This is a genomic window from Erythrobacter dokdonensis DSW-74, from assembly GCF_001677335.1.
Taxonomy (GTDB): Bacteria; Pseudomonadota; Alphaproteobacteria; order Sphingomonadales; family Sphingomonadaceae; genus Erythrobacter; species Erythrobacter dokdonensis.
This window is the reverse complement of sequence record NZ_LZYB01000005.1, coordinates 13,630-40,617: the sequence shown is the minus strand read 5'-3', so window position 1 is coordinate 40,617 and position 26,988 is coordinate 13,630. Positions and strand designations below refer to the sequence as shown.

General features: G+C 60.9%; 27 protein-coding genes and 1 tRNA gene. 13 read left to right on the top strand and 15 right to left on the bottom strand.

Annotation, left to right across the window (positions count from 1 at the left end; translation table 11 throughout):
* The 4 genes from I603_RS10660 to I603_RS10645 all read left to right on the top strand — a co-directional run.
* Positions 1-621: M48 family metallopeptidase (locus I603_RS10660; RefSeq protein ID WP_068864905.1), on the top strand; the 621-nt coding region annotated here is incomplete at its 5' end.
* Positions 622-669: 48 nt separating this feature from the next.
* Entirely contained in the window at positions 670-1,140 is a 471-nt protein-coding gene (locus I603_RS10655) for a hypothetical protein (protein WP_068864893.1), read from the top strand.
* A gap of 32 nt (positions 1,141-1,172) precedes the next feature.
* A complete protein-coding gene (gene ribD / locus I603_RS10650) occupies positions 1,173-2,126 on the top strand; it encodes a bifunctional diaminohydroxyphosphoribosylaminopyrimidine deaminase/5-amino-6-(5-phosphoribosylamino)uracil reductase RibD (RefSeq protein WP_068864891.1) in 954 nt (317 codons plus the stop codon).
* A gap of 15 nt (positions 2,127-2,141) precedes the next feature.
* On the top strand, positions 2,142-2,765 hold the full coding sequence (locus tag I603_RS10645) for a riboflavin synthase (protein ID WP_068864889.1): 624 nt from the start codon (positions 2,142-2,144) through the stop codon (positions 2,763-2,765).
* A gap of 174 nt (positions 2,766-2,939) precedes the next feature.
* On the opposite strand, the gene I603_RS10640 is transcribed toward I603_RS10645, so the two are convergent.
* The 4 genes from I603_RS10640 to I603_RS10625 all read right to left on the bottom strand — a co-directional run bounded on the left by I603_RS10640 (position 2,940) and on the right by I603_RS10625 (position 7,286).
* A complete protein-coding gene (locus I603_RS10640; RefSeq protein WP_158093645.1) occupies positions 2,940-4,136 on the bottom strand; it encodes a DUF418 domain-containing protein in 1,197 nt (398 codons plus the stop codon).
* Positions 4,137-4,677: 541 nt separating this feature from the next.
* Positions 4,678-5,226 carry a GNAT family N-acetyltransferase gene (locus I603_RS10635; protein WP_068864885.1) on the bottom strand — a complete coding sequence of 183 codons (549 nt, stop codon included), beginning with the start codon at positions 5,224-5,226 and terminating at the stop codon, positions 4,678-4,680.
* A gap of 10 nt (positions 5,227-5,236) precedes the next feature.
* The gene (locus I603_RS10630; RefSeq protein WP_068864903.1) at positions 5,237-6,412 is read right to left on the bottom strand and encodes an amino acid aminotransferase; all 1,176 of its coding nucleotides are present in this window, start codon (positions 6,410-6,412) and stop codon (positions 5,237-5,239) included.
* Positions 6,413-6,470: 58 nt separating this feature from the next.
* On the bottom strand, positions 6,471-7,286 hold the full coding sequence (locus I603_RS10625) for a DUF1134 domain-containing protein (protein ID WP_068864901.1): 816 nt from the start codon (positions 7,284-7,286) through the stop codon (positions 6,471-6,473).
* 258 nt (positions 7,287-7,544) lie between these two features.
* Between I603_RS10625 and I603_RS10620 the strand changes: the two genes are divergently transcribed.
* A tRNA-Ser gene (locus tag I603_RS10620) sits at positions 7,545-7,635 on the top strand.
* A 194-nt stretch (positions 7,636-7,829) separates the two neighbouring features.
* Here the strand turns inward: I603_RS10620 and I603_RS10615 are convergent.
* From I603_RS10615 to I603_RS10600, 4 genes are all read right to left on the bottom strand, one after another.
* Positions 7,830-8,366, bottom strand: coding sequence for an HD domain-containing protein (locus tag I603_RS10615; RefSeq protein ID WP_084440056.1), 537 nt, complete (start codon positions 8,364-8,366; stop codon positions 7,830-7,832).
* Positions 8,344-8,910, bottom strand: a complete 567-nt coding sequence (locus I603_RS10610) for a hypothetical protein (RefSeq protein WP_068864882.1) — start codon at positions 8,908-8,910, stop codon at positions 8,344-8,346. Before I603_RS10610 ends, I603_RS10615 begins: the two co-directional genes overlap by 23 nt.
* 189 nt (positions 8,911-9,099) lie before the next feature.
* Entirely contained in the window at positions 9,100-9,510 is a 411-nt protein-coding gene (locus tag I603_RS10605) for a DUF2280 domain-containing protein (RefSeq protein WP_068864879.1), read from the bottom strand.
* Positions 9,511-9,652: 142 nt separating this feature from the next.
* Positions 9,653-9,874 (bottom strand): helix-turn-helix domain-containing protein, encoded by a 222-nt coding sequence (locus I603_RS10600; RefSeq protein WP_068864878.1) that lies wholly within the window; start codon positions 9,872-9,874, stop codon positions 9,653-9,655.
* 98 nt (positions 9,875-9,972) lie between these two features.
* Here I603_RS10600 and I603_RS10595 point away from each other — a divergent pair, with 98 nt between their 5' ends.
* Both I603_RS10595 and I603_RS10590 read left to right on the top strand, forming a co-directional pair.
* Positions 9,973-10,290, top strand: a complete 318-nt coding sequence (locus I603_RS10595) for a hypothetical protein (protein WP_068864875.1) — start codon at positions 9,973-9,975, stop codon at positions 10,288-10,290.
* Positions 10,290-11,432 carry an ImmA/IrrE family metallo-endopeptidase gene (locus I603_RS10590; protein ID WP_068864874.1) on the top strand — a complete coding sequence of 381 codons (1,143 nt, stop codon included), beginning with the start codon at positions 10,290-10,292 and terminating at the stop codon, positions 11,430-11,432. The genes I603_RS10595 and I603_RS10590 overlap by 1 nt, the downstream gene beginning before the upstream one ends.
* Positions 11,433-11,447: 15 nt before the next feature.
* Here I603_RS10590 and I603_RS14565 read toward each other — a convergent pair whose 3' ends face one another.
* The 3 genes from I603_RS14565 to I603_RS10580 all read right to left on the bottom strand — a co-directional run bounded on the left by I603_RS14565 (position 11,448) and on the right by I603_RS10580 (position 12,902).
* Positions 11,448-12,035: a hypothetical protein gene (locus tag I603_RS14565; RefSeq protein ID WP_143736707.1), complete on the bottom strand. Its 588-nt coding sequence runs from the start codon at positions 12,033-12,035 to the stop codon at positions 11,448-11,450.
* A 153-nt stretch (positions 12,036-12,188) separates the two neighbouring features.
* Complete coding sequence (locus I603_RS10585; protein WP_068864872.1) at positions 12,189-12,374, bottom strand: helix-turn-helix domain-containing protein; 186 nt, start codon at positions 12,372-12,374, stop codon at positions 12,189-12,191.
* 99 nt (positions 12,375-12,473) lie between these two features.
* Complete coding sequence (locus tag I603_RS10580) at positions 12,474-12,902, bottom strand: hypothetical protein (protein WP_143736706.1); 429 nt, start codon at positions 12,900-12,902, stop codon at positions 12,474-12,476.
* Between the two features lie 224 nt (positions 12,903-13,126).
* Here I603_RS10580 and I603_RS10575 point away from each other — a divergent pair, with 224 nt between their 5' ends.
* The 6 genes from I603_RS10575 (at position 13,127) to I603_RS14560 (ending at position 22,783) form a co-directional block, all read left to right on the top strand.
* Positions 13,127-14,572, top strand: a complete 1,446-nt coding sequence (locus I603_RS10575; protein WP_068864867.1) for a type I restriction-modification system subunit M — start codon at positions 13,127-13,129, stop codon at positions 14,570-14,572.
* On the top strand, positions 14,569-15,783 hold the full coding sequence (locus tag I603_RS10570; protein ID WP_068864865.1) for a restriction endonuclease subunit S: 1,215 nt from the start codon (positions 14,569-14,571) through the stop codon (positions 15,781-15,783). The genes I603_RS10575 and I603_RS10570 overlap by 4 nt, the downstream gene beginning before the upstream one ends.
* A 4-nt stretch (positions 15,784-15,787) precedes the next feature.
* The gene (gene hsdR, locus I603_RS10565) at positions 15,788-18,097 is read left to right on the top strand and encodes an EcoAI/FtnUII family type I restriction enzme subunit R (RefSeq protein ID WP_068864863.1); all 2,310 of its coding nucleotides are present in this window, start codon (positions 15,788-15,790) and stop codon (positions 18,095-18,097) included.
* A gap of 94 nt (positions 18,098-18,191) precedes the next feature.
* Positions 18,192-19,007, top strand: coding sequence for a Hachiman antiphage defense system protein HamA (locus I603_RS10560; protein ID WP_068864861.1), 816 nt, complete (start codon positions 18,192-18,194; stop codon positions 19,005-19,007).
* A gap of 46 nt (positions 19,008-19,053) precedes the next feature.
* Complete coding sequence (locus I603_RS10555) at positions 19,054-22,116, top strand: DEAD/DEAH box helicase (protein WP_169711370.1); 3,063 nt, start codon at positions 19,054-19,056, stop codon at positions 22,114-22,116.
* Between the two features lie 250 nt (positions 22,117-22,366).
* Positions 22,367-22,783: a hypothetical protein gene (locus I603_RS14560; RefSeq protein ID WP_143736705.1), complete on the top strand. Its 417-nt coding sequence runs from the start codon at positions 22,367-22,369 to the stop codon at positions 22,781-22,783.
* 31 nt (positions 22,784-22,814) lie between these two features.
* On the opposite strand, the gene I603_RS10550 is transcribed toward I603_RS14560, so the two are convergent.
* The 4 genes from I603_RS10550 to I603_RS10535 form a co-directional block, all read right to left on the bottom strand.
* Positions 22,815-24,062 (bottom strand): tyrosine-type recombinase/integrase, encoded by a 1,248-nt coding sequence (locus I603_RS10550; protein WP_068864858.1) that lies wholly within the window; start codon positions 24,060-24,062, stop codon positions 22,815-22,817.
* A gap of 589 nt (positions 24,063-24,651) precedes the next feature.
* Entirely contained in the window at positions 24,652-26,259 is a 1,608-nt protein-coding gene (locus tag I603_RS10545; protein WP_068864856.1) for a recombinase family protein, read from the bottom strand.
* Complete coding sequence (locus I603_RS10540) at positions 26,259-26,681, bottom strand: DUF2924 domain-containing protein (protein WP_068864854.1); 423 nt, start codon at positions 26,679-26,681, stop codon at positions 26,259-26,261. The genes I603_RS10545 and I603_RS10540 overlap by 1 nt, the downstream gene beginning before the upstream one ends.
* The gene (locus I603_RS10535; protein WP_198157247.1) at positions 26,674-26,913 is read right to left on the bottom strand and encodes a DUF3489 domain-containing protein; all 240 of its coding nucleotides are present in this window, start codon (positions 26,911-26,913) and stop codon (positions 26,674-26,676) included. Before I603_RS10535 ends, I603_RS10540 begins: the two co-directional genes overlap by 8 nt.
* Positions 26,914-26,988: the final 75 nt, after the last annotated feature.

The window sequence follows — 26,988 nt, the reverse complement described above, 5'->3', positions numbered from 1 at the left end:
ACATTGCGGCTCGCGCCCGACGGCAGCGAGGTGCGCATCACCCTGCCCGCGTGGGCGGAAAGCAACGAGGCGATCGCCTTTGCCCATGCGCGCAGCAGCTGGCTCGAAGGCCAGCTTGCCCGCCTGCCCCAACGTGCTGTTCCGGAACCGGGCGGCGAGATCCGCTACCGCGGCGAAATGCTGCGACTGGAATGGCAGGCGCGTGCGCCCCGATCGCCGGTTATCGAGGGCGCGACATTGCAGGTCGGCGGCCCGCAAGCAGGACTGGAAGGCCGCCTGCGTCGCTGGCTGGAAGCCGAGGCTTTGCGCCATTGCGAAGGCGACATGCACGATTATTGCCATGCAGCCGGACTGGATCCGGTGCCGGTCGGGCTGACACGTGCGCAGCGGCGCTGGGGTTCGTGCTCCGACAAACGCCGCATCCGCATCAACTGGCGGCTGATCCAGGCGCCGGATTTCGTCCGCCGCTCTGTTGTGGCGCACGAGGTCGCCCATCTCGTCCATTTCGATCACAGCCCGGCGTTCCACGGCCTTCTGGAACGCATTTACGAACACGACATCACTGCCGCCGACCGCTGGCTGAAGGATCATGGTCGCGGGCTCTACGCCGCATTCGGCTGAGGCCCCGCCCCCTTTGCCTTAACCTCCCGTGCACCCTATATTGCCGCCATGCTTTCCAATTCGCGCTTCAATCCTGTCCCCGGCTTTGCCGATTTCTGGAACGAGATCCGGCGCCCCAATCCCTATCGCTGGCCGATCCTCGCGCTTTCGGTGATGCCTGTTGCGGGGATCCTTTACTGGGCCATGGGCACGACGGTCTACGGCGAGCCGGAAAGACCCAAGGTAACCTATATCACCACTTTCGATCCGGCTCGCACCGAGGCGGAGATCATCGATTCCAACCGCGCCAACCAGGAAGTGAAGGAGCTGCGCGAGGCCGAGGAGGCACGTATCGCCGAGCGCAAGCGCGAACTCTACAAGGCGCTCGGTGCGGCAACTGGGATGGATGTCGAGGAAATCGAGCGCAAGGCTGAGGCCGAACGCGCGGCAGAGGAAGCTGCCGAGGCAAAGCGGCGAGAGGAATTGCCGGGGCAGGTACGAAAGCCAATAACGCCCGCAAGCGAAAGCCCGCTGCCATAGGCACGCTCGCGCTCCTGGCAGACAGCGACTGGATGGCGGCCGCAGCGCGGCTGGCCATGCGGGCGCGGCCGCTGAGCCGCCCCAACCCCGGCGTTGCCGCGCTGGTGGTATATCAGGGCCGGATCATCGCCCGCGGCTGGACCCGTCCAGGGGGTCGCCCTCATGCCGAGGCAGAGGCGCTGGCAGGGCTTGCCCCGCAAGTGCTGGCCGAGGCGACACTCTATGTCACGCTGGAGCCGTGCGCGCATCGCTCGGAACGCGGACCCGCCTGCGCCGACCTGATAGTGGCTGCCCGGCCCGCCCGGGTGGTGGTGGGCCAGCATGATCCCGACCCGCGCACCAGCGGCGCGGGTATCGCACGGCTTGAAGCGGCGGGCATAGCGACAACCTTGCTGGACGACCCCGCCTCGGCGGCCAGTCTTGCCGGTTTCCTTACCCGCCAGCGCATGCACAGGCCGTGGGTGACGCTGAAACTCGCCATGTCGCTTGATGGTTGCATCGCCATGGCTGACGGGAGCAGTCGCTGGATCACCGGCGAGACAGGGCGCGCGCATGTCCACTCGCGCCGCGCGCAGGCGGATGCGATACTGGTGGGGGGCGGAACATGGCGCGCGGACAAGCCATCGCTCGACGTGCGCCTCCCTGGACTGGAGCACCGCTCGCCGCAAAAACTTGTGCTGACCCGCGGCCCTGCACCGGCGAAAGACTTCACCGCGATCAGTTCGCCGCAAGCCATCGCGGAGCTGGAAGGCGTCCAATATCTTTACGTTGAAGGCGGAGCGGAAGCGGCGGCAGCCTTTCTCGTGGCCGATCTCGTCGACGAACTCCACCTCTACCGCGCCCCGATCCTCATCGGTGACGGCCGCCGTAGCCTCGGCGCGCTTGGCCTCGCCAACCTGGCGGAAGCGCATGACCGCTGGCAGCTTGCCGAACGACGGCAGCTTGGCAGCGACAGCTTCGAAGCCTATCTGCGCTGCCGGAACTGAAAAGGACGCAGGAACATGTTCACCGGGATCGTCACCGCCATCGGGACCATCGCCCGCGCCGAACAGCGCGGCGATCTACGGCTGCGGATCGCCGCACCCCTGGACCCGGCGCGGATCGATATCGGTGCCTCGATAGCCTGTTCGGGCGTATGCCTTACCGTGGTCGAGCGCGGCGGCGAGGCGGGCGATGCGTGGTTCGATGTCGATGTATCGGGCGAGACGGTCAGCCGCACCGTGCCGGAGATGTGGGAGCCGGGCGCCAAGCTCAATCTCGAACCCTCGCTCAGGCTCGGGGACGAACTGGGCGGCCATATTGTCACCGGACATGTCGATTCCGTGGGCGAAGCGGTAATGGTCCGCCAGGAAGGCGGAAGCTGGCAGGTCGCGATCCGCGCAAGGGCGGAAATGGCCCCGTTCATCGCCGAAAAGGGCTCGATCACCGTCAACGGCGTGTCGCTGACCGTCAACAATGTGCGTGACCGTGCCGACGGAAGCTGCGATTTCCTGCTGAACATCATCCCCCACACCGCAGAGGTTACTACCCTGGGAAGCCTGGCAGAGGGGGACAAGGTCAACCTCGAGATCGACGTGCTGGCGCGCTATCTCAAGCGCATGCAGGGCCTCGCCGCAATGCGGTGACATAAACGGCCGGAACCTGACCGATCGCTCCGAAAGCTGCCGTTCTGAAAACGACCCCATATCGAGCATTTGACCGATTTGTAGCGCACCCCAAAGCGGATCCAGTTCGCTAAATTCTGATGCGTCCTGGCTTAGGGTGACAGCTGAAACTTCCAGTCCCCGCAGATTGCCTTTTCAAGCTGGCTGGACATTCTTGCGCAGCGGCACTTTCCAGTCGTTCAGTGTCGCCGCGCGCCAGGTCCATTCCAGCGGGCCATAGCGGTATCGGGCATACCACCAATGCGCGAACAGGATTTGCAGTCCGAAAAAGGCGATTGCGAGCAAGATTCGCGTTTGCGTATCCCACACCTGGGCCATTCCCAGACCGAATTGATACAAGACGGGAACGGCGACAAATGAATGCGCGACATAAAGCGTGAGAGTCATGCGTCCGGGGCCCCTGAATAGGCCAACGAGCCGTTGCGCTGGCGAATTCCACAGGAGCGCCAGCAGTCCGATTTGCGCTGCTATTGCGCTGATTCCTATCCACTGGAACAAGATTGCGCGCTCGGTAAAGGGTCCGATCGCAAACTCCGGCCCTGTTGGTGATCCGGGCACCATCGGCTTTACGATGAATTCAAGGATCGCGAAGATGGCGCCGCCAATAACAAGCAGTGCCAATGCAATCCCCCGATCTTTCGCAATGCGGGCGAAGAAACCGGTTCGCTGAAAGATCACACCTATGGCAAACAGTCCGGCAATCTCGCTTACCCTGCCGAACGACCAGTTTATCGACCACTTGACCAGATTGCCCTCTGTCGCATTCGCCTTGATGATTTCTCCCAAGCTGCCGTTCCTGAGGGTATCCCATAGGTAAGAGCTGGCAAAATAGGGCTCCGAGGCGGCAAAGGCATTGCCCCAATTGGCCAGCATCCATTGGACAAGCAGCGGAATCTGCAGGAAAAACAGGCCTGAAATTGCCAGCAGTGCGTAATTGCTGCGAACTCTGTCCAGCGGAATGAGCAGAAGACCCAGAAACGCGAGTAACCGGAGTATCTCAGACGCATACAGCAGCGAGTGAATGAACCCGATTGCCATGAGGAGCAACAGTCGCCAGGCGAAACGGCCCGTGAAATCGACACCGCGTCCGCGCTGGTTGCCCATGATTGTTGCGAAGCTGAACCCGAAAAGCAGCGCGAATATCGCGAAGGCCTTGCTGCCGAAGAGGAAGAAAATTGCCTGCCCCCACGGATCGTCAGTCCCTCGCGAAAGGCCAACGCTAAATGCCTCCGCCGCATGCACCATTAGAAGGCCGAACAAAGCGAAGCCTCGGAGAGCGTCGACAAATTCAATTCGTTCAGGCCGAACCTGCGCACTACTTGCGCCGCTCATCGAATTTCCCCCCTTGGATTTGCGGCGCGACCCGGATCGATTAGGCATTGTGCAGTTTTGTTTGTCAATGCGGCACCCGGAACAAGCCGGTATCGATTTCGGTTATTGTTGCATGAAGGGTGCTGGACCTTGCCGTTTCACAAGCCCCGTAATTGGGGCCGCAGCAACGATCAAAAACCGCGACAAAACTGCTCTAGATTTCAATCCATTGAAGCGCAAAACCAGACCATCCGCCAAACACCCAGTTCCGGTCATGGCGAAGCATCGCACATCATCCCGAAACCTGCCGTCGGCGCATTTCCTACACGGGGGCGGGGTGGTAACCGGGGGATGCTCCTTCGCATCGTGATCTCCCCCATCGGCGCAACCGGGATGGTGCCGCCTGACCCGGAATTGCTTCGGGCGGGCCTGTGACGCCTGGAAAGGCCCCTCACCCCCGGTGACAAGCGATCGCAATCGTATCACAACCAATTGCAATTCATCGATTTTCCGGAAGACCTCTCGCTTGACAGGGTGTCAAGTTTGTCAAGCGATGCCGCGTTCAGCGCATCAGCGGGCCGGCGGCGAAATCTTCCCGCGTCACGACATAGGTGACGTGCGCAATCACCGCGCCACCGGCCATGATCCGCTCCTCGCGCCGGTCGGTCAGACGCGCGCCAATGTTCTCCAGCGCCCGGCGCGAGCGGGCGTTGCTCTCGCCCACCAGAAAGCGGCATTCGGCCACGCTCGCGAGGGCGTGGGCAAGCATCAGGCGCTTCATGTCGTGGTTGAAGGTGCCGCCCCAGTGCGAGCGCGCCAGAAACGTCCAGCCGATCTCGACCGATCCACCGTCGGCCGCATCGAGGCCCTGAAAGCGCGAAGAACCGATCACGGCGCCGTCCGCCTTTTCGATCGCGATCAAGGCCCCCTTGCCCGCCAGCGCGTCATCGAAGAAGACGCGGAACACCGGTTCGCGCCAGCGGTCATGTGCCGGGTGCTGCTCCCAGATCAGCGGGTCTGAAGCAACCGCGTAAAGCGCCTCCCGGTCCTCGGGGCGCAAGGGACGCAACAGAACATGCTCGCCCTCCAGCACCGGCTGGCGGTCAAGCATGGCGTCCTCCCTAATGTGCCACCGCCGCCAGGGCAGCGATGAACTTCGGCAGGTTACCCATCGTCAGTCCGGCGATGTTGATGCGGCCCGACGCAGCCATGTAGATGCCGTGTCCCTCGCGCAGCTGCGCGACTTCCTCTTTGGTTACGGGAAGCATCGCAAACAGCCCGTTCTGAGTACCGAGCGGCGTGAGGTCGATCCGGCCCGCGCTGCCCGCCGCCGCCAATGCATCACGCACCCCGCGCATACGTCCGCGCATGTCATCAAGCTCCGCCATCCACATGGCCGTCAATTCGGGATCGCGCAGGATGAGCCGGACCACAGCGCCGCCGTGATCAGGCGGCATAGACCAGCATGCACGCGCCAGCGCATTGGCATTGCTGAAAGCTGTTTCGAGCGCCTTAGAATCCTGGCCGAGAATGTAGAAGGCACCGACCCGGTCACGATACTGGCCGAAGTTCTTGTCGCAGCTATAGGCGATGAAGGCTTCGGGCACCTTGGCCAGCACCGAGCGCAGACCCGCCGCGTCCGCTTCCAGCCCCTGCCCCAGACCCTGATAGGCGGAATCGATGATCGGAAAGGTGCCGCTTTGGGCCAAGGCCTCAGCGATCTGCTCCCATTGATCGGCGGTATAATCGATCCCCGTCGGATTGTGACAGCAGCCGTGGAGCAGCACCGCATCTTCAACGCCCGCGTTGACGATTGCGTCGAGCACGGCTTCGAGATTTGCGGTTCCATCGGGGCTGGCATGATCGAAAGGCACCAGTTCCAGCCCCAGATCAGCAAGGATCTGGGCATGGTTGGGCCAGCTCGGTACGCCCATGTGGACGCGCTTCACGCCCGCCTTCTGCGCCAGCGCCAGCGCCAGCCGCACTGCCCCGGTTCCGCCCGGCGTCTGCATGCCGGAAATGCGCCCACCCATTGTCGGATCTGCGCCGAAGATATGGGGCATCAGCGCATTGACGAAGCCCATGTCGCCTTCCGGACCGAGATAGGACTTGCTGTCCTGCTCCTGGACCAGCCGCTGTTCGGCGGCCTTGACCGCAGCAAATACGGGCGTGTTGCCGTCCTCTGTCCGGTAGACGCCAACGCCGAGGTCGATCTTGTCGTCGCGCGGATCGGCATCATGGAGACGAATAAGGGCGAGGAGCGCGTCAGGCGCCTGCGGACTGAGTCGGTCTAGCATCATGGTCTGGGCAATGGCGCGCAGGCGCGTGCATCGCAACCGGGTTTTCGTGCAATTGTCAGAAAGGCAGCCAGCGCTGCTTCTTGGAAAACTTCATGTAGCCGGCATTGACCCCCAGCCTGATCCCCGCGCCCATGCGGATCGGAATCAGCACCACATCGCCCCAGCGCAGGTAGCTCGCATGGAGCCCTCCGATAAAATAGGCCTGCCCCTCGCCTGCCGGGAAGCGCTTGTAGAGATCCTCGGTATCATAGAGGTTGTAGACCAAGACGAAGGTGTTGGCAGCGTTGGCACCAGCGTCGAACCCGATCGAGGGGCCTGTCCAGTAGACTTTCTTCTCTCCCTCGATCTTGTGATGCAGCGTGCCCGAACCGTAGCGCGCGCCGACGATGAACGCGCCGCCCGCCTCGCGCCCGACAATGTAGGCATTGGGCTTGCCCTGCTTTTCGAGCAGATCCTCGATCATCCGGGCAAGGCCTTCGGCGCCCTTGCCGAACACGCCCTCGGCTGCACCGATCAGATCGTCCTCGCCATAGGTGGCGCCCATGTCTGCGGTGGCTGGGGCAACCTCGGAGTCAACGGCTTCGGGAGTTTGCTGCGCCGGATCGGCTGTCACGCCGCCGAAATCCTGCTCGAAAGATGACGATGCCTGCGAATCGACGGCAGGTGGCTGGGCTTCTGACACCATGAGATCGCCATCGATGCTGCCGGACGCGTCGGACGCTTGCGGGGCATCATAGGCTTGATCGGGATCGAAGCTTTCCAGTTGCTGCGCGGCGGCAGGAGCGGCCAAGGCGAGTGCCACCAGCATGCCCAACGCCTTTGACCGGATCGACGAACGCCATCCGGAGAGCTGTCCGATGATCCCGGCCATGTTGCTGCCTTTCGCTTCGACCTGCGCCTTTGCGCAGACGACAAAGAGTCCGATTTGATTATGTCCGCAATCCCGCATCGTCGGGGCGAATCGGAATTGCGACGAGGCGTTGGCTACTACGCTGCCCAGCCTGAACAGGCACCGAATGACGCCACCTGCCTGCCACACTGGCCAACGATCAGGCTTTTTCGCTAAACCTACCTTGCCGCTGGCCGTTCGGGCCACTATAGCGCGCAACTCGCAGCCCTGCAGTTGCCCGGAGACGTGGGTGAGTGGCTGAAACCAGTTCCCTGCTAAGGAACCGTACTCTATCAGGGTACCGAGGGTTCGAATCCCTCCGTCTCCGCCACCACTCCATGAAAACAAAAGAGAATTTCCCCAGACGGGGATAGTTCCCTAATCCGCTCCCCAATAAGCGAGTTGCTGAGTCGACTTATCCTAACGGCAATGCACTCTCGGTTTAGGCCACGGTAACGTGGTTCTGCGGTCGTCGCAGCTCCGGGACATGGCCCATGGTTACCGATGCACCCAAGATGCGCCTCCTTAGCTAAGGGCCATCCGCGCGTCGTCGAACATTCGATCGAGCGCCGGGTTCACCCCCACGCATCCGCCCGCGACCATTTCGGCGAACTGAATGTAGGCACCCACGCGCGCCTCGCTCCAGCCGACCGGAGGGGTCTTGAGATCTCGCAGGTTCGAGATTTTGTCTGCCATTTTGATCTGCTTGGCATCGGCCGACTTGGTCGAAGCCTTGAGCACCTGCAGCCGCTTGCGCTCGAGCTTAGGTAAGTTCTTGTCGTCGGTCACCTCTAGAACGAGGCTGCAGACCCGCTCCCCAAAGCGCTCAGTCAGCTCCTCGGCAGTGGTCTTGGTGTCCTCGATGGTGTCATGCAGGATTGCCGCCATTAGCACTTCGACGTCACTTACTCCCGCATCGGCAAGGATGCGGGCCACGTCGAGCGGGTGGTTGATGTAGGGCGTCGCGTCCACGTCCTTGCGGCGCTGGTCGCGGTGCCTGTCGGCGGCGAAGCTGGCGGCCTCGAGCAGCCGGGCGGTGTCAGTCATGATCGTCATCGTCATGGTCACTCCTTTCTTTCACGTCCTGGATGATGTCGTCGAACAGATCGCCGACGAAGAGTTCGTAGTCGGGCCTGCGCAACGGGATGAGGTTGGCGGTCTCGAGCACGCAGCGGACCCAGTCGGGATGCCTGAGGAAGCGTGCGAAGACCTCGTCCTCCACGAAGGTCCGCCAGCGCCGGATCTCGCGGGTGCGCTGGTCTTCGAGCAGGCACATCTGCGGGTCGAAGAAGGCCCTGCGCCAGGCCGAGCAGAGCTCGGACCACGGGAGGTAGAGCAGGCCGAGGTCGAGCATGTCGCGGTCGAACAGGCGATCGGGCAGCACGGCGTGGGGTTTGATCAGCTCGTGCGCGAAGCAGTAGCGGTCACGGCACTGCCAGATCAGCTCCCGGATATCCGTCTCGGCCCCGCGCTTCTGGTGGAAGGCCATGTCCGCCTCGCTCATCGTGGCGTCCGAGACATGGCGCTGGCCGGTCGGTGGCGTGTCGAGCGGTGCCTGCCAGGGCGAGAATTGGCTTTGCGCGTGGTGAGGCGCAGGGGGGTACATCGGCAGTCTCCATCAGACGCCGGGCCTTTGCGCCGCAGGTGGTAAACCGGCAGAGCTCGAGGCTCGGGTTCACGTTTGCGGTTTCTATTTTCGGAAAGCGCCGAGGGGATACCTCGACGTTGAGAAAGTTATCACAGATTGCCGATTTGTCAAATCAGGCCAAAGTGTCAGGTCAGGACAGACTGCCGATCAATATGTCCTATTGGGAAACTTCACGTAGACGTCGCCGACCTCTTTGGCTGCGGTCTCGACAGCCTTGCGGATCTGCTCGCATGCATCAAGCCAGCCGTCGCCGCCTTCGGCCAACACGTCCCTCGCGGCGTCTATCGTTCGCTGCAACTGGTCCAGTCGATATGTCCGATGCGCGATGGCCACCTTCCCCATCTCCTCCCGATACCGCTCGCGGACCGCGGCATGATACTCGAGCCATCGCGGCGAGGCGGCGAACTGGAACGAGGCAGGATCGTAGGCGCGCACGTGCCGCGGGGTAAGAGTGACGCCGAACTCCCCGGCAATCAGATCCACCACGTCAGCCGGCGTCTGGAAGCAGGCCAGATGCTCAACGATCCGCTTCTTGATGGCCTCAGGCAGCCGTTTCATCGGGGTAAGTCCTGGGTAAGTCGGGACGTGGTGATCGCTTCAGCAACGATAGCACAATCATCCTTGTGGCGCGCCGATTCAGAGGCCTCACGAAGGTTCGGTTTCCACGTTTGTGGGCGCTTCCCTACATGCTCTAACCACGTCAGACGACGTCCCCCACGTCCTCCAGCAACGAGGCAGGGGTGACCTGCAAAGCTGTCGCAAGCCGTTCCATGACGTCTATTGAGGCTGCATACCGGCATCGCTCCAGAGCGCTGACGTATGTCCGGTCAATCCCGGCAACGTCGGCCAGCTCTTCCTGCGACATTCCAGCCGCGAGCCGAGCGCGGCGGAGATTGTCGGCGAAGATCTGACGTAGTGCCATCCCCAAGATGGCTGACAGATGTTGTGTATTTCACCACGGAGTATACTCTTCGAGAACCCGTTGTGGTGAAATCGTTTTGTCGGCGCGAGGGGGTGATCATGGACTTTTCTAATTGGGCGCTTTTGATCTCCGGAGGCGTAACGCTGGCGGGAATTGCCTACCCCACCTACGCTCAATCCAAACCGGGCTGGAAGATCGGTGCATGGGCAGGCGGCAACGTCTGGTCTTTATGGTTTGGCATGGGAGCGCTCGCCTATCTTGCAGGCATGGCTAACGTTTTCGGCTGGATTGGATTTCTGGGCGCAATACCCTTAGCTTTCCTTATCGGGTTTGCCCTGAACGTCATCGTTGGCCGGCATATGCAACTAGTTGCGTTGCCAGGCCCCATTCTCGCAAACCTCTGGTTCATGGCATAATGGTGGAATTGCTCTTCGGATTGGCGTGCCTGGCGTTCGTCGTAGTCGGAATCGCTTATCTCGAGGCACGAAGGGAGCGTCCTGCATCAGAAGCTGAAAGTGCCGTTTCTCCCATTTCCGTGTCGCAGTCAGTCATTGATCGTTCGACGAGTGTTCCGGCCGCACCAAGCTCTGACGAGACAACCGGCGACGACCCGCTCGCGGTGGATGGACTGGAACATCAGGGATCCGAGAAGAACCGTTTGCGGGAATTGATGGGAATCGCACTCACGGCGCCCACGCCCGATGCAATAATGGAGTTTAGCGCATTTGCTTCCCGCCTCCGGCATCTCGGACCCTACAACATCTACATGATCTTCGCTCAGCGTCCGGGCGCTAAAGCAGTCGCATCACGGAAGGATTGGGCGCGAGTTGGCCAGACAGTCAGACCAGACGCAATGCCCATCCTCATCTTGCGGCCGAAGGGCCCCATCACGCAAGTTTTTGAGCTCGAGGATACCCTGCCTCAACGTGACAAAGATCCTCGGCACGACGTGTTTGCCGCAGTGGGCGAGTTCAAGCCGACGACCCTCGGAGCCGCGATAAAGTCGCTCGCATCTTCAAAGAAGCGCAACCTGAAGGTGGAGGTCGTTCTAGAGGATTTGGGGTCAAATCGGGCGGGACAGATTACGGCGCAGCCGTCATTACCGCTATCGCCTGATGAACCACTACAAGGTGAGCCGGAATTGAAAGCTCTCACGCCCGGTGCGCAGGCCGGCCATTGGCGGGTAAAACTGAATCGACGCCTAACTGATGCAGAAAAGTTCGCCACCCTGCTGCACGAGCTGGGTCACCTTTTTTGCGGCCACGTTGGGGCTTTTGATCCTGGGAAGCAGAAAGACGATGAATATGGCTGGCCTGATCGCTCCCGGCTGCCTTATCGTGCCAAGGAAGTTGAGGCTGAACTCGTCTCATGGCATATTTGCGAACGATGGGGTCTGACGACCGGATCCGCGCTCTATCTACGCCCATACATGGAGCGCGCTGAAGCAGATGTCCGCCAAGTCGATCTCGATCGCGTAATCAGAGCGATCGCAAGGATTGAGCAATTCATTCCCCGCAGACCTCCCCCGTCGAAATTGCCGAGAGCACCGAAGGCCTGAGCCTGACGGCTCAGGTTAGTTGTCGTTTGCCAATAAGCGAGGTCCATCGTCTGGCAAGGGGAAGTAGGTTCGGCCCCGCCGCCATTTGGCGCGCGGACGCACAGTGGTGGTGACAGCTGTATGTGCGGTGGAAACCCCCTCAACGAGAATTGGCGGAATCGCGTTGTTTTCGCGCAGCGCGGTGGTGGTTTTCACCACCGGTGTTGGACGCGAGAACCCCTCGTTCGGCATGAGTGCGGTGGATTCCACCACCGGCAAACGATGCGACGTCAACGCTTGGTAGTATCGCTTGATCGCTCTTTGACCTCTCAATGCGCGCTTGCGCTGCTTCGATCCGGCTGGCGGATCGTAGTCTTGCCATTCGTTGGTAACCGATCGCCTCAAGCACGGCGCCGCGAGCCAGGTGAGGCGCCAGCAGCGCGCCCGGGACTGATCCGCTGCCTTGATGTGGAAGTGGGCTTCCTTCGTGCAACGCACAAACCCCCTGTCGAGCAGCTCTTCGAAAGCGGCACTGACGGAATGATGATCGGAAAGACCAAGCCGGTCTGTGGCGTCCCGGAGGGACAGGTAGAGCGAGCCGTTGTTATGCCCAAGATCCAGCATGATGAGTTCGACCAGAAGGCATCGGGCAGTGACGCTGAGGGACCGATAGGCTACGGACTGCAATAGCCTATGAGGTAGTCGGACGAAACGGTCCGTCAGATCGTTGCGCCCCTTGGCGTTTACCCTCGATTTTTTCTTCCGCGGCATTGCTGCTTAGCCCGCCGATCTGCCGGTGACGAGCTCGCGCAGGCTCTCGGCCGGAATGACCGTGCGACCTCCGATGCGCACCACGCGCAATTTTTTTGAAGCGATATAGGCGTAAATGGTGGTCTTCGAGAGGCTCGTTGCCTTGCATGCCTCCTTGATGCTGTAGGCAAGCTTGTCGTCGTTGGTTGCCATCGTTCGTCTCCAATCGTCATGGAATGAAGGCGAACTGGCACGGCAGGTGTCGACAATGCGAGCGCTAGGGGGTGAGGCAAAACATCATGAGGTTTCGTGTCACCGTCCGGTTCGCAACCTATCGAGGGATTGAAGCCAACTGGCGCGAGCGGCCTCTCTTCGAAGCGCTTCTTCGACCTTCTTGATCGCTCGGCGGACGGTGATTTCGGATCTTCCCTCATCCTCCGCGGTCTGTCGCCGAGCTTCCTTCTTTTTTCCGATGAGTTCCAGCTGCACGAGGTATTTTTCATAGAGTTCGACCTCCGCACGTTTAGGCTCGGTGCTTTCCGACCCTGGCCGTCCCCCGCGATCGGCCGGAAGGTCGGGATGGTCGACGACCACCAGCCGGAACTTGCTGCGTGCCGACGTGCCGGACAGTAGTTTGCGCAGCTCCAAGGCCACCTCCCGGTCAGGGATGCCGCGGTTCTTCTTCAGGTAAGCGTCCAGCGATCCGAGCGAGCCGGCGCGAAGATCCTGGATCACCACCAAGGGGTGCGCAGGCACGGTTGTCAGACGTGGCGCGCCAACAAGGCGCCGGAACTTCTTCCCGCTCACTCCGGCAGACTTGATGGGGCGTATCGGTTTTCCCTTTGGCGGCATTCGTTCTGTGCTCCGGCTGGAACGTCGGGGTGCACACCATAACCCCGTTCCGGCCAACATCGAACACCGATAACCGCTTGTCGGCACAGCATTAGCTGCGCTAGCCTTCTCCCATGTTCGAAAACGCTTTCAACAACATCGACCGGGCCATGCGCAACGACGAGGGCCTCGCGTCCGAGCTCGATTACGCCGAGCAGACCAGCTGGCTCCTGTTCCTGAAATACCTCGACGACTTCGAAGCCGCCCAGGAGGACGAGGCCGAGCTGGAGGGCCGCGAATACCAGCCCATCCTCGATCCCGAATACCGCTGGGACGTGTGGGCCGCGCCCAAGCGGGACGATGGCGAGATCGACCACCAGATCGCCATGACCGGGCAGGACCTGATCGACTTCGTCAACGGCGACCTGTTCCCCTACCTCAAAACCTTCAACGCCGATGCGGACGATCCCGATACGATCGAATACAAGATCGGCGAGATCTTTACCGAGATCATCAACCGCTTCCGCTCCGGCTATTCCCTGCGCGAGGTGATCGACATCGTCGACACGCTCGATTTCGGCAGCAGCAAGGCCAAGCACGAGCTGTCCGACCTCTACGAGACCCGCATCAAGCGCATGGGCAACGCCGGTCGCAACGGCGGCGAATACTACACCCCGCGCCCGCTCATCCGCGCCATGATCAAGGTGATCGATCCCAAGATCGGCGAGACCATCTACGACGGTGCGGCAGGATCGGCCGGCTTCCTATGCGAGGCGTTCGAATACCTGCGCCGGCCGGACCTGTCCGCTGCCGAGTGGGACATCCTCCAGCGCAAGACCTTCTACGGGCAGGAGAAGAAGTCGCTCGCCTATGTCCTGGGCGTGATGAACATGATCCTGCACGGGATCGAGGCGCCGCAGATCCGCCACACCAACACGCTCACCGAGAACGTGATGGACATCCAGCAGGCCGACCGTCACGACATCGTGCTGGCCAACCCGCCGTTCGGCGGCGGCGAGCGCAAGGAGGTGCAGCAGAACTTCCCGATCAAGTCGGGGGAGACCGCTTATCTGTTCATGCAGCACTTCATCCGCAAGCTGAAGGCGGGCGGGCGCGGGGCGGTGGTGATCAAGAACACCTTTCTCAGCAACAGCGATGCTGCCGAATTGCGCAAAGAACTGCTGACAAGCTGCAACCTGCACACTGTGCTCGATTGTCCGCAAAAAGCGTTTCAGGGAGCCGGCGTGAAGACGGTGGTGCTGTTCTTCGAGAAAGGCGCTCCAACCCGACAGGTCTGGTATTACCAGCTCGATCCCGGCCGCTCGCTCGGCAAGACCAATCCGCTCAATGATGACGATCTCGCCGAGTTTGTCACGCTCCAGCCGGACAAGGCGGACAGCGCCAAGAGTTGGACGGTGAATGTCGACGATCTCGACAAGGCGATATGGGATCTGTCGGTCCGCAACCCCACCGCGCCGGAGGAAGCGCCGATGCGCGCGCCCGAGCAGATCATTGCGGATATGCTCGCCCGCGATGAGGTGACACGGCAGATCTTTGACGAGATCCGGGGGATGCTGTGAGCGTCGCGGTTCAGTCTAGGCCGACCAGCAGCTTCGCCACCAAACCCCTCGGCGAGGTCTTCGACGTTGTGGGCGGTGGCACACCTCCCAAGAACAACGCGTCATACTTTGGCGGCGACATCCCGTGGGCAACCATTCGGGACATGCATTCCGACGTTTTGGCCCAGACAGAACACACCATTTCAGAAGAGGGCCTGCGCAATTCGTCAGCGAAGCTGATTCCTGCGGGCGAGGTGATCATGGCGAGCCGCGTTGGTCTCGGTAAAGCGTGCATTCTGCAACACGACACCGCGATCAATCAGGACATCCGCGCTTTGCTGCCCTTGAAGCCGAGCACGGTGGATCGCCGCTTCTGCTTATACTGGCTGCAAAGCGTGAAGGACGACATCATTGCTGCAGGGACGGGTGCGACCGTCCAGGGCATCAAATTGCCGTTCATCAAGTCCTTGCCGTTCCCCGACGTGGCTTTCGAGGAGCAGAAGCGGATTGTTGCGGTGCTTGATCAGGCCTTCGCCGCCCTCGACCGCGCCCTCGCCCTCGCCGAAGCCAATTTGGCGGATGCGGAGGAGTTGTTTGATGGCTGGTTGACGGCTGTGTTCCACGACCATCCCGCAGAGTGGGCCACAAGAAAGCTCCGCGACCTCTGCCACCAGATTACCGTCGGACACGTCGGCCCCATGGCCGACAGGTATACATCTGCCGGGACACCCTTCCTGCGCTCGCAGAATGTCCGGCCGTTTCGCATCGATCTTGGCGATGTGAAATTCATCGACGACGCGTTTCGGTCGGAATTGAAGAAATCAGAGTTGCGTCCCGGCGATGTGGCAATTGTTCGAACAGGCTATCCGGGCACAGCGGCAGTGATCCCTGACGACCTGCCGCTCGCCAATTGCGCAGACCTCGTGATCGCGAGACCGAAGGACGAGTTGCACCCTGAGTTTTTGGCGATGTTCCTGAACTCCAGCTTCGGTAAGAAAATGGTGGCAGAGAAATCGGTCGGAGCGGCGCAAAAGCACTTCAATGTCGGTGCCGCCAAGGAGGTCGATTTCGCCTACCCCGGGCTCGAAGATCAGCGCACGATCGTCAATCAAATGAAGGCTATGCGAGGCCACTCGGCGCGGCTTTACGATCAGTGCCAAGCGAAGATTGATGAGTTACAAGAGCTTCGCCAAGCGCTCTTGCGACAGGCCTTTGCCGGGGAGCTGACCTGAACCGATGCAGGAAACCGAAGCCGATACTCGCGCCAACCGCATCGATCCCGTGCTGCGCGCGGCCGGCTGGGGTGTGGTCGAAGGCGCGCATATCCGGCGGGAGGCAATCTGCCCCGGTCGCATCATGCCCGGGGGTCAGCGCGGTGCTCCGCTCTCAGCCGACTACGTGTTCGAATACCGCGGCCACAAGCTCGCCACGATGGAAGCCAAGCGCCACGGCAAAGGCGCGGGCGCGGGCGTTGGTCAGGCGAAGGACTACTCGAGCCGGCTGAAGGCCCGCTTCGCCTACGCATCCGACGGGGACGAGTGGTATGAGGTCGACATGCATACGGGCAAGGAAGGGGCCATCGCCCCGCCTTTCCCGACGCCGGACGAGCTGTGGCAGCGCTGCTTCCCTACTGGCAATGCCTGGCGCGAACGCTTCGGCGCGGTTCCCTTCGAAACCGGCGGCGGCAAGTGGCAGCCGCGCTACTACCAGCACAACGCCATCACCGCCGTGCTCGAGGCGATTGCCGAGGATCAGCAGCGCATCCTGCTGACGCTCGCCACGGGCACGGGCAAGACCTCGATTGCGTTCCAGATCGCGTGGAAGCTGTTCCAGTCGCGCTGGAACCTGACCCGCAAGCCGACCCGCCGCCCGCGCATCCTGTTCCTCGCCGATCGCAACATCCTCGCCGATCAGGCCTACAACGCCTTCAGCGCCTTCCCGCCCGATGCGCTGTGCCGGATCAGCCCCGAGGAAATCCGCAAGCAGGGCAAGGTGCCCACCAATGCGAGCGTGTTCTTCACGATCTTCCAGACCTTCATGACCGGGGAGGACGAGTTCCGGTTCGAAGGCTATGAGCCGGACTTCTTCGACTTCATCGTAATCGACGAATGCCACCGCGGCGGCGCGAAGGATGAAAGCACCTGGCGCGGGATCCTGGAATATTTCGCGCCCGCCGTGCAGCTGGGCCTGACCGCCACGCCCAAGCGGGACGTGAACGCCGATACCTACCGCTATTTCGGTGATCCGGTTTACACCTATGCCCTGAAGGAAGGGATCGGCGACGGCTTCCTCACCCCGTTCAAGGTGCGCCAGATGGCGAGCACGATGGACACCTACACCTTCAGCGACGAGGACGAGGTGGTGAGCGGGGAGATAGACCCCGACAAGGAATACACCGAGGCGGATTTCAACACGAAGCTGATCATCGACGAGCGCGAGATGAGCCGCGTTCATGAGTTCATGGACCAGATCGACCAGCGCCAGAAGACGCTGGTGTTCTGCGCGACGCAGGATCACGCCGCGCGGGTGCGCAACTTCATCAACCAGGTGAAGGCCAACCCCGATCCCCACTACTGCGAGCGGGTTACCGCCGACGACGGCAAGCTGGGCGAGCAGCACCTGCGTGAGTTCCAGGACAACGAAAAGACCCTGCCGACGATCCTTACCACGTCGCAGAAGCTGTCGACCGGGGTGGACGCACGCAACGTGCGCAACATCGTGCTGCTGCGTCCGGTGAAGTCGATGATCGAGTTCAAGCAGATCATCGGCCGGGGAACGCGGACGTTCGACGGGAAGGACTTCTTCACGATCTACGACTTCGTGAAGGCCTACGAGCACTTCAACGATCCTGAGTGGGATGGCGAGCCGGAGGAGCCCGTCGCAGGGCCTGGCCGCCCGGGCGGCGGTGGCGGCGACACCGGCGATGGTGGAGGTGGCGGCGACGAGGGTGATGGTGACCCGAAGCAACCCGTCGAACGCGTGGTCGTGAAGCTCGCAGACGGCAAGGAACGCAAGATCCAGTATGTCGCCGAGACAACCTACTGGTTCAACGGTCGGCAAATCACCGCCAAGGAGTTTATGGAACAGCTGTTCGGCGATCTTGGCACAATGGTAGCCAGCGCCAACGAGCTCCGGGCCATCTGGACTGACCCCGATCGCCGCACCGCCTTCATCCAGCGGCTCGAGGAAATGGGCTACGACCGCGACCGCATGGACGACATGCGCCGCCTGATAGATGCGCCCAAGAGCGACATCTTCGACGTGCTGGCATACGTTCGCTTTACGTTAGACCCGCTGTCGCGGTCTCAGCGGGTAGAGGGCGCCAAGGCGACCGGGCTTGACGGCTACGAGGCCGAGATGCGTGAGTTCCTGAGCTACATCCTGCAGGCCTACGAATTGCAGGGCATCGACGAACTGGCCCCGCACCGCATCGGCGATTTCCTCCAGGTCCGGTATGGTGGAACCAATGACGCGAAGCGGGTGCTAGGATCAATCCCGGCGATCCGTAGCGCGTTCCTTGGTATTCAGAAGCACCTGTTTTTCTAATGGTTGTAGCTTGCGTCGCCCCCGTAGCTTCCTTCGATAATGCTCTTCAAGGCATTAGGCATTTTAAGTTACTGGGCACGGAGGGTCATGGCAGATGACGACGCCGGACCATCTGAACTGGCTCGTCGATACCGGGGAACGTCATGCAACAGCGTGCGGCCGCGAGATCGAAATCTGGGAGATCAATCCACAAGAGGACGCTCAAATCATCTCACTTTGGGCCAGACATTTGCGCCAGCACTATATCGCTGATGCCGATCTCCCGTTCATGGCCGCAGGCACCGGCCTTGCTCATCCCGAATATCTGCGAACGATCCTCTTCCCTGATGCGAAGGTGGCGCCCGGACCAAGTCTGCGATCAGGCGACTTTGGTGAGATTCTCGTCGCCGATTTCATCGAGTACTTCCGAGGATTTTGGTGTCCTCGGGAACTGCGTTACCAAGATCGTTGGAATAGAAACGACTCCACTAAGGGTTGCGATGTCATCGGCTTTAAGTTCGCGAAGCAAAACGATCCAGGCGCAGCTGACGAGCTCTTCATCTTCGAATCTAAATCTGGAATGTCGGCGACGAAGACGAACCGACTTCAGGATGCGATCAACGACAGCATCAGGGACAGGCTGCGCGAAGGAATGAGCCTTAACGCTATCAAGCGTCGCTTCTTCGATCGAGGGGAGATGGACGACGCGCGCAAGGTAGAGCGCTTTCAGAATGAGGCTGATCGACCATTTCACCGAGTCAACGGTGCGGCTGCTATCCTAGATGAAGCCGTCTTCGCCCAGACTGAGCTCGCGTCTACGGACGGCACGGCTCATTACAACCAGGACGATTTGCGCTTGCTAGTAATCCGCGGGCCGTCGCTGATGAAGCTCGTACATGCCCTTTACGAAAGGGCAGCTGATGAGGCCTGAGGCAACCGCACGGACCATCCTGTCAACTGCGCGAGCGCGAGCAAAGATGCATGAGTTCCGCGTCGCGCCGGCTGACTTCAATGCGCTGCCGCGTGATCCTTCGATGCTCTTCTCGTTAGCAATTGGCATCCTAGGTGACGTTGCGGCGGCTATCGCCGAGACACTCGATGGTGCGGCGGTTGCTCCGGCTGCGCTTCCTCGGCCGATTGGCTGGGACGAACTGGACCAGGACCCCAACGACGTCCTAGCCTTCGCCTCGATCTTCTTCGATGCCTATCTGAGCGCGCAGCTCGATGCTGACTTAGAAATCGAGTTTTCCCTGCTGTGCGCCGCCGCCTATTACATCGCCGGGAATGTCGGTAGCGCGACAGTGATCGTACGACAGATGCCAGCGCCCGATCTTGAACTCGCGGGTGGCCTCGGTCACCTAGTGTACAGTATCCTCAAGAACAGCTTTGCCCCCATCGAGACGCCTCACGCTCATCAAGCGACGACGACAGCCGTCCTGCGCGAGCTGGATCGATACTTCAGCTTTGAAGCCGAGGCCGGCGGCGTTGGCGAGGTTTGCGGCGAACTGCGAAACTATTTCTACCGGTCCGGCTCTCCGCGCGAATTGCTCTATGCCGACATCGTCACTGCCTTGTGTGCTCTCAAGCTCAGAAACGCCTCGCGGACCATCCTGCCAACAGCTTCCGGCTTGCCGTCTGAAAGGTGGCGTCCAGCCCTCGCAAAGCCGCATTTTCCGATCGAGCTCTGGCCCGCCCAGCAGCGCATCGCCGATGCTGGTGGGTTTTCGGGACGTTCCGTTGTTATTCAGATGCCGACAAGCGCCGGCAAGACACGCGCCACCGAAATCATCATTCGATCGGCGTTCTTGTCGGGAAGAGCACATCTTGCCGTCATCGTTGCCCCTTACCGTTCACTTTGCCACGACATTCGCGGCGATCTGGCGACCGCATTTGCCGACGAAAATGTGCGTCTGGACGAAGCATCAGATGCATTTCAGTTAGATCTTACAATCGACGCATTGTTGGCAGAAGACTCTGTGCTGATCGTGACACCAGAGAAACTGCTCTACATGTTGCGCCGCGTTCCCAATCTCGCCGAGCGGATAGGCTTGGTGATTTATGACGAAGGGCATCAATTCGATGGGATGACGCGGGGGCCGACTTACGAACTCCTCCTCACCTCGCTGAAAATGTCTCTTCCTGCCGAGACCCAGATCATTCTCATCTCTGCCGTGATCGGGAACGCGCCGGAGGTCGCCGAGTGGTTGATAGGCGATGCTGATGCGGTAATCGGCTCTGAGGGGCTACTGCCGACAACAAAAAGTATCGCGTTCGCAAGCTGGCAGGATCAGCGCGGACGGCTTGAATATGTAAAGCCCGAGGATCCGGAGGAACGCGAATACTATGTGCCGCGTATCATCGGCGATATCGCATTGCCGCTGCGCGGCAAAGAGAGGGTCCAGCGCAGATTTCCTGAAAAGACTGGTGGCGACATTGGCCTGTTCCTCGGTCTGCATGTAGTGCGCAACGGCAGCGTTGCGATTTTTTGCGGCCGAAAAGACAGCGTAACGAAAATCTGCTCGCGAGCCGTAGATATCTTCGACCGCGGTGTTGAGCTCGAATGGCCGATTGGAACTTCGGACGCTCCTGAGGTGGAGAAAATCCGCGCGCTTTGCGAAATCGAGCTCGGAGCCAGCGCGTCGGCAACCCGCGCGGCGGCGCTCGGAGTCTTCGCTCATCATGCTGACACGCCTCGCGGTATCCGTCTGGCGATCGAACACGCAATGAAACAAGGGCTGGCTAAGTTTGTCATTTGTACTTCGACTTTGGCTCAAGGCGTCAATTTTCCGCTCAAGTACCTCATCGTCACATCGACCCGCCAAGGCGGCGAACAGATCTTGGTGCGCGACTTCCACAATCTGATGGGACGCGCCGGTCGCGCGGGAATGCACACAGAAGGCAGCGTCATCTTTTCGACCCCGTCCATATATGATCAACGTCAGCAATTTCGTGGCCGGTGGACCTGGAGGCGCGCAATTGAGCTTCTCGATGCTCGAAATTCTGAACCATCTCGCAGCTCGATCCTCGCGCTGTTCGACGCGTATCAGCAGCGGCAGCCGCCAATCGTCCAGGAAATCCAGCCGGAGTGGCTCGATCTCGCTTTTGCCGATGCCGTCAAGATTGATGAGGTCGTGGCCGCCGCGCTCGCAGTGCAACCGAATATTAGCGAACGTGAATTTCGCCGGTTCATTGAAGGGCGCGCGCGGGCTGTCCAGAGCATTGCAGCCTTTCTTGTCGCCAACATGACCTTCACCGAGGGCGAGGACGCCGGAGCTCGAGCAGGTGAACTTGCAGCCAATACATTGGCCTATCATTTAGCTGACGAGGAAACCCGTGTTCGGCTCGTTGAAGTGTTCCGATCGATCGGAGGATCGATTGCGGCGAACACCGATGGAGACCAACGAGCCCTAATTCGACGATCGCCCCTGCCACCAGCGGCGGTTGCTGATCTCCAGACCTGGCTCACTGAGAATCTCGAAAATTTGCTAGCGGCAGTGCAGCAAAACCGCCTGTTTAACGAAATTTCTCCTTTGGTGCTCCGCTTGGCCACATCTCGCGCGATACGAGCGATCAGCCTTCAGAATATTGTGCCTCGCGCCCTCGCGGAGTGGGTGGCAGGAAGATCTTATGCGGTAATCTTCGACATTCTATCTGAGGCGAAAGTGCGGGTCGGACGTGATCATGTCACCGTCGAGGATGTTGTCGCCTTGTGCGAGAGTGGTTTCGGCTACGATCTTGCGATGATCGCTGCGTCGATAGCGGATCTAGCCGAGGGACTGGACGACGCGCTGCATACGGAAGCCACTCTACTACAAAAGCAGATCAAATACGGACTGACCGATCGTGCGGCGATTGCGTTTTACGAGGCTGGGTTCGCAGATCGGCATATAGCGAGCCTTCTCGGCCTTGCATGGGGAAACGTCGTCGACCGAGGCGGGGTCCGGGCGGCCTGCCAGCAAGAAGAGATTGTGCGGGCGGTGCTCGCGCATACTCCAAGCTATTTTGTTGGTGTCGCCGCTGAATTGGGGGGATGGGCCTAAAGCACACATTCATCGCGTATCGCCGATCTGGACGGGTATTATCACCATTAACTGCGCTATATACAGCGCCGTTGCCAACCAACGGCTTATTTGGGCATTATCAGGGCCGTCACTGCATGGCCGCTTAGGGGGCGCAATGCTGACCCCTCACTTTGCAACATGTCGTCGTTCCGATAGCTTGTGGTTTGAGCGACCAAAGGTGGCTGTCTGGATGGGCCTCTTATGGAGTAAGATGATGAGGTTGGGCGCGATGATCGCATTGACGCTGTTCGGGAGTGGTTGTGCCAACGATCAAAAGAACCCACGCGTCATGAACGTAAGCTGCGAGGGCACCTATCATTATACCGGCCTAATTGGTACAAGCAGTCAATTTACAGACAGCAGTTTAGTGACTGACCTTGAATACACCTTCGATTTTGAAAACCGGATTATAACCAAAACGTATTTAGATTTGGAATCACCATATTGTGATTTGGCGAGAGAATGCAGCGTCAATTTTGGAGAGCGCCTCGTCACTGGCATACGCGGCGACGAAAAAGATAACCGAATTTGGTCATCATCTCTCTCGTTTGACCGAACGAATATGACTCTCCGGATGATGCAAGCTGCCTCAGGAAGCCTATCGCAATGGGACTTGGTTTGCTCAAATGCGGGCGAAGGGCAGTGAAGGTAACGTCAAAAGCAACTGAGTGCCGCAATCACGGCTGCTGAGCAATTCGTATTGGGGTTACTTCCGCGTCAGCCGGAGCGCCGCTCGCACAATAGGTCGCCCAATCAGCCATCAGCCGCCGCCGCTTTTCGAACAGATCGCCGCGCCGATAGGCCCGCTCCACAGCATTGCCGATTGTGTGCGCCAGCGCCATCTCGGCGACCTCATGCGAATAGCCGGTGCATTCCGCCGCCCAGTCGCGGAATGCGGACCGGAAGCCGTGAACCGTAACGTCCTGCTTCATGCGTCGGAGCAGCATCGCCATGGCCATGCCAGACAGCTTGGCGCGCGCAGCGCCGGGAAACAGGTGCTTGCCGCCCAGCTGCTTTGTTTGCTCCAGTATCTCAACCGCGCGCGGTGACAAGGGAACGCGGTGTTCCTTGCCCGCCTTCATGCGCTCGGCTGGCACCGTCCAAACCGCTTTAGCCAGATCGACCTCGCCCCATGTCGCACCGATAATTTCGCCGGTTCGCGCGGCGGTAAGAATCACAAACTCCAGCGCCAGCGCCGCAACCGCCTCGCGCTTCTGCAACTGCTCCATGAATGCGGGGATCGCGTCATAAGGCATGGCCTTGTGATGGCCCCGCGATAGCTTCGTGCGGGCGGGGAGGATTTGCGCCAGATGTCCGCGCCAGCGGGCGGGGTTCTCGCCTTGCCGATAGCCGCGCGCCTTGGCGCTATCGAGAACGGTTTCAATTCGGCCCCGCAAACGGCTGGCGGTCTCGGGAACCTCGCGCCAGATCGGCTCCAGTACCTTGAGCACATGCGGAGTATCGACCTCGGAAACCGGCAGATCGCCAATCACGGGATAGGCATAGGTCTTGAGCGTGTTCTCCCATTGCTGGCGGTGCTTCGCATTGCGCCAGCTTTCCTTGTTCGCCGCGATATGGGTTTCGGCCATGGCCTTGAAGGTTATTCCGGCGACCTTCGCTGCCTGCTCCGCCGCCTTGGAATCGGCTTCGGCCCGGTGCCGTTCCTCCAGCGGGTCAATGCCCGCCTTGACCTTGAGGCGAAGCGCGGTCGCCAAATCGCGGGCAGCGGCGAGCGATATGCCGCCGGGACCAGCCGATCCCAATCCAATGTCCCGCGACTTGCCGTTGAGCATGAAGCGATAGACCCACGACCGCGAACCGCTTTCCTTGACCAGCAGATGCAGCCCGCCGCCATCCGCATGACGACCGGGGCCTGCGTTCTTCACCGCTAATGCGGTCAGAGCGTTGTGCAGTTTGCGCGGCATGGATCCTCCTATCGGGGAACGCATCCGCCTAACGACGCAGAGCCTCCGCCAAAGCGCTTGTTCCCTTAATCGTTCCCATAAAGAATCTCTGGCTTCGATGAAAGCGGATTGAACGCCATCGAACATCTTTCTCACGGGGCTTCAGATAAACAAAGACTAAGGTGAGAAACATCAGGTCTTCATGGATCAATATCAGGCTGTAGTTTGGCGGACTCCGTCTCCGCCAGCCACCCCCGGCACTTGTCTCTCATTTCCGGGAGCGCCCGAAAACCCCGCGAACAGGCGGGTTTGCTCGGCTAAACCCGTAACGGGCGAATCGTTCGCGGGGTCTCTTCAGCCCTGTCAGGCGCCGTTGGTGGGCCGCGTCTCTTGGGCCGCTCGCATCGGTTCGGTTTCCCTGTTTAACAGGCAAGAACAGGGAAAATTGCAGATTTGATGGCCAAATCAGGGCATTTTTGGCCAGGTTGCGGGGTTGTGTCCGCAGAAAGTGACGCTTTCTCTGTGGGTTGTGTGCGGAAAACACTGTTTTCCTGTTCTTCGCCGGAACAGGGTATTTTATCGCCCGGAACAAGGGCTTTAATCGCCGCAATCAGGTGATTTGTTCGCCAGAACAGGAAGCGCGCTGTCGGGCGAATCCGAGCACTTCGCGCTGCTTCGACCAGGCGAGCGGGAGGTTGAAGGCCTTGAGCCATTCGAGATTGAGATGGGGCGGCTGGCGGCCGTCGAGAATGGCACGCTGTATGTCGGGCGCGAGGAAGGCGAGGCCGAGGATGAAGCGGTCGTAGGGCGAGCCCGGCGATCCGTCGATCAGCGGCATGCCGTGCACGGTGCGGAGCATGGCATGGGCTTTTCTGAGGGCAGCGATGAGCACCGGGTCGGTTTGGTGCGGCCGCGAATTGGCGGCTAGAACCAGCGTGCGGGACCCGCGCGGCGCGAACAGGATCGGCAGCGAGACGGTGATGCTGTCGTAACTACGATCAAGAATCACCTCCCTATCGGTCAACCTTGCCGCGAGGTTCGAGCAGTGCTCGGCGTCGAGCGAGATCTGAAGGCCCCGATCTATCACGTGAACCGATTGGACGATCGCAAAGGGATCGTCTGCCTTGGGCACCCAGCGCCGGACTGCTTCGCTCACGACCCGCTCGATCTCGGGCGCCGATAGCCGCTGAACGGTATCGGCGGCGGCAAGCCTCGCGCCCCGCTGAAGCGGCGCCGAGACATAATAGCGATAGGCGCGCCCGGACTTGCCGCGCGAGGTGGTCGGGCTCATCGGCTCTCGGGAGGCATCGAACAGTTTACCTGTCAGCGGCGCTCTGACGCTGCGGTTCTTCGCTCGCGTGCGATGCCGCCGGACCTGCGCATCGAGCCTGTCTTGCACCTGGTCGAACAGATCGGCATCGACGATCGCCTCGTGTGCGCCTTCGTGCACGGTGCCCTTGTGCACAATCTGGCCGCGATAGACCCGGTTACGCAGGAGGTGGAACAGCGCACCCCGGCTGAAGGGCTGCCCGCCCATGGGCCTGCCCTTGGCGGTAATGTGTCGCTTGGAATGAATGGCCCTCTGCTCGAGATCGCGCTGCAGCGCGTGGACCGAGCCCAGCTCGAGGTAACGGGCAAAGATGTGACGCACCCGCTCGGCCTCGTCCTCGTTGACCTTGAGCGTGCGCGATCCATCGGTCGGCGGATCGTAACCCAGCGGCGGGACACCGCCCATCCACATGCCCTTGGCCTTGGAAGCGGCAATCTTGTCGCGGATACGCTCGCCGGTGACCTCGCGCTCGAACTGCGCGAACGAGAGCAGGACGTTGAGCATGAGCTTGCCCATCGAGCCGGTGGTGTTGAACGACTGGGTCACCGACACGAAGCTGCAGTCATGCTTCTCGAACACCTCGACGATCCGCGCGAAGTCGGCGAGGCTGCGGGTGAGGCGGTCGATCTTGTAAACCACCACGATGTCGATCCGGCCCGCTGAAATGTCGGCGAGCAGGGCCTTCAAACCGGGACGCTCGGTATTGCCGCCCGAGAACCCTCCATCGTCATAGTGGTCGGGAAGCGACTCCCATCCCTCGCTCGCCTGACTAAGGATGTAGGCGGCGCAAGCTTCGCGCTGGGCGTGGAGGCTGTTGAACGACTGGTCGAGGCCGTCCTCGGAGGACTTGCGGGTGTAGATCGCGCAGCGCCTGGTCGGGGTCGCCATCAGCTGTCCCGCAATCCGAAGAAGCGTGGCCCATTCCAGCGGGTGCCGGCGATGGCGGTCGCGGCCGCCGAGAGGCTGGGGAACAGCTGGTCCTCCCAGCGAAAGCCCTGTTCCTCGACCACCACGGTCACCTCGCGGCCCTTCCAGATGCGGGTCAGGCGTGCGCCAATGCCCAGTTGCCGGCCCTCGGGCTGGACCGGGCCCGACTTTGATAATGCTTTGCGCGTATCGGCATCGAGCCCGCCGAAGGCTTGCGCCTGCACCCGCCACGCCAGCAGACGGCGCAGGAGCGGGGTGGAGCGCAAGGGAGGAGGGGCACCATAGTGCGCCCTCCAGAAGCTGCGCAGGGCATCGAGATCCATCGCCTCAATCTCGGCAACGAGCTGCTCGACAGCATGCTGTTCAACCGATGCCTCATGCATTGGCCGCCTCCGTGATGCGGTAGCGGCGCGTCCCGTCGATCTTCTCCGAGGTCACCGCGTGCCCGCGCTTCGTGATCGCGCCGGCCAGCGCCCCGCGTACCGAGTGCTTTTGCCATCCGGTCGCCTGGACCATCTCGGCGATGGTCGCGCCGTTCTTGCGGCGAAGCAGCTTCTCGAGCGCATCGAGCTTGCTCGCGGGCTTGCCTGTGCTTGTGCTGTTGGTCTTGGTCACGATCGTCTCCGGTTGACGCGCAGGGCCAAAATGGCCGCTGCTACCGGGACAAGCCCGGACCGAGCCGGGCGCGAG

Excerpts from the sequence above, each read along its gene's own strand:
- I603_RS10655 (WP_068864893.1), top strand. The coding sequence starts at position 670 with ATGCTTTCCAATTCGCGCTTCAATCCTGTCCCCGGCTTTGCCGATTTC.
- ribD (WP_068864891.1), top strand. The coding sequence starts at position 1,173 with ATGGCGGCCGCAGCGCGGCTGGCCATGCGGGCGCGGCCGCTGAGCCGC.
- I603_RS10645 (WP_068864889.1), top strand. The coding sequence starts at position 2,142 with ATGTTCACCGGGATCGTCACCGCCATCGGGACCATCGCCCGCGCCGAA.
- I603_RS10640 (WP_158093645.1), bottom strand. The coding sequence starts at position 4,136 with ATGAGCGGCGCAAGTAGTGCGCAGGTTCGGCCTGAACGAATTGAATTT.
- I603_RS10635 (WP_068864885.1), bottom strand. The coding sequence starts at position 5,226 with ATGCTTGACCGCCAGCCGGTGCTGGAGGGCGAGCATGTTCTGTTGCGT.
- I603_RS10630 (WP_068864903.1), bottom strand. The coding sequence starts at position 6,412 with ATGCTAGACCGACTCAGTCCGCAGGCGCCTGACGCGCTCCTCGCCCTT.
- I603_RS10625 (WP_068864901.1), bottom strand. The coding sequence starts at position 7,286 with ATGGCCGGGATCATCGGACAGCTCTCCGGATGGCGTTCGTCGATCCGG.
- I603_RS10615 (WP_084440056.1), bottom strand. The coding sequence starts at position 8,366 with ATGACGATGACGATCATGACTGACACCGCCCGGCTGCTCGAGGCCGCC.
- I603_RS10610 (WP_068864882.1), bottom strand. The coding sequence starts at position 8,910 with ATGTACCCCCCTGCGCCTCACCACGCGCAAAGCCAATTCTCGCCCTGG.
- I603_RS10605 (WP_068864879.1), bottom strand. The coding sequence starts at position 9,510 with ATGAAACGGCTGCCTGAGGCCATCAAGAAGCGGATCGTTGAGCATCTG.
- I603_RS10600 (WP_068864878.1), bottom strand. The coding sequence starts at position 9,874 with ATGGCACTACGTCAGATCTTCGCCGACAATCTCCGCCGCGCTCGGCTC.
- I603_RS10595 (WP_068864875.1), top strand. The coding sequence starts at position 9,973 with ATGGACTTTTCTAATTGGGCGCTTTTGATCTCCGGAGGCGTAACGCTG.
- I603_RS10590 (WP_068864874.1), top strand. The coding sequence starts at position 10,290 with ATGGTGGAATTGCTCTTCGGATTGGCGTGCCTGGCGTTCGTCGTAGTC.
- I603_RS14565 (WP_143736707.1), bottom strand. The coding sequence starts at position 12,035 with ATGCTGGATCTTGGGCATAACAACGGCTCGCTCTACCTGTCCCTCCGG.
- I603_RS10585 (WP_068864872.1), bottom strand. The coding sequence starts at position 12,374 with ATGGCAACCAACGACGACAAGCTTGCCTACAGCATCAAGGAGGCATGC.
- I603_RS10575 (WP_068864867.1), top strand. The coding sequence starts at position 13,127 with ATGTTCGAAAACGCTTTCAACAACATCGACCGGGCCATGCGCAACGAC.
- hsdR (WP_068864863.1), top strand. The coding sequence starts at position 15,788 with ATGCAGGAAACCGAAGCCGATACTCGCGCCAACCGCATCGATCCCGTG.
- I603_RS10560 (WP_068864861.1), top strand. The coding sequence starts at position 18,192 with ATGACGACGCCGGACCATCTGAACTGGCTCGTCGATACCGGGGAACGT.
- I603_RS10555 (WP_169711370.1), top strand. The coding sequence starts at position 19,054 with ATGCATGAGTTCCGCGTCGCGCCGGCTGACTTCAATGCGCTGCCGCGT.
- I603_RS14560 (WP_143736705.1), top strand. The coding sequence starts at position 22,367 with ATGATCGCATTGACGCTGTTCGGGAGTGGTTGTGCCAACGATCAAAAG.
- I603_RS10550 (WP_068864858.1), bottom strand. The coding sequence starts at position 24,062 with ATGCCGCGCAAACTGCACAACGCTCTGACCGCATTAGCGGTGAAGAAC.
- I603_RS10545 (WP_068864856.1), bottom strand. The coding sequence starts at position 26,259 with ATGGCGACCCCGACCAGGCGCTGCGCGATCTACACCCGCAAGTCCTCC.
- I603_RS10540 (WP_068864854.1), bottom strand. The coding sequence starts at position 26,681 with ATGCATGAGGCATCGGTTGAACAGCATGCTGTCGAGCAGCTCGTTGCC.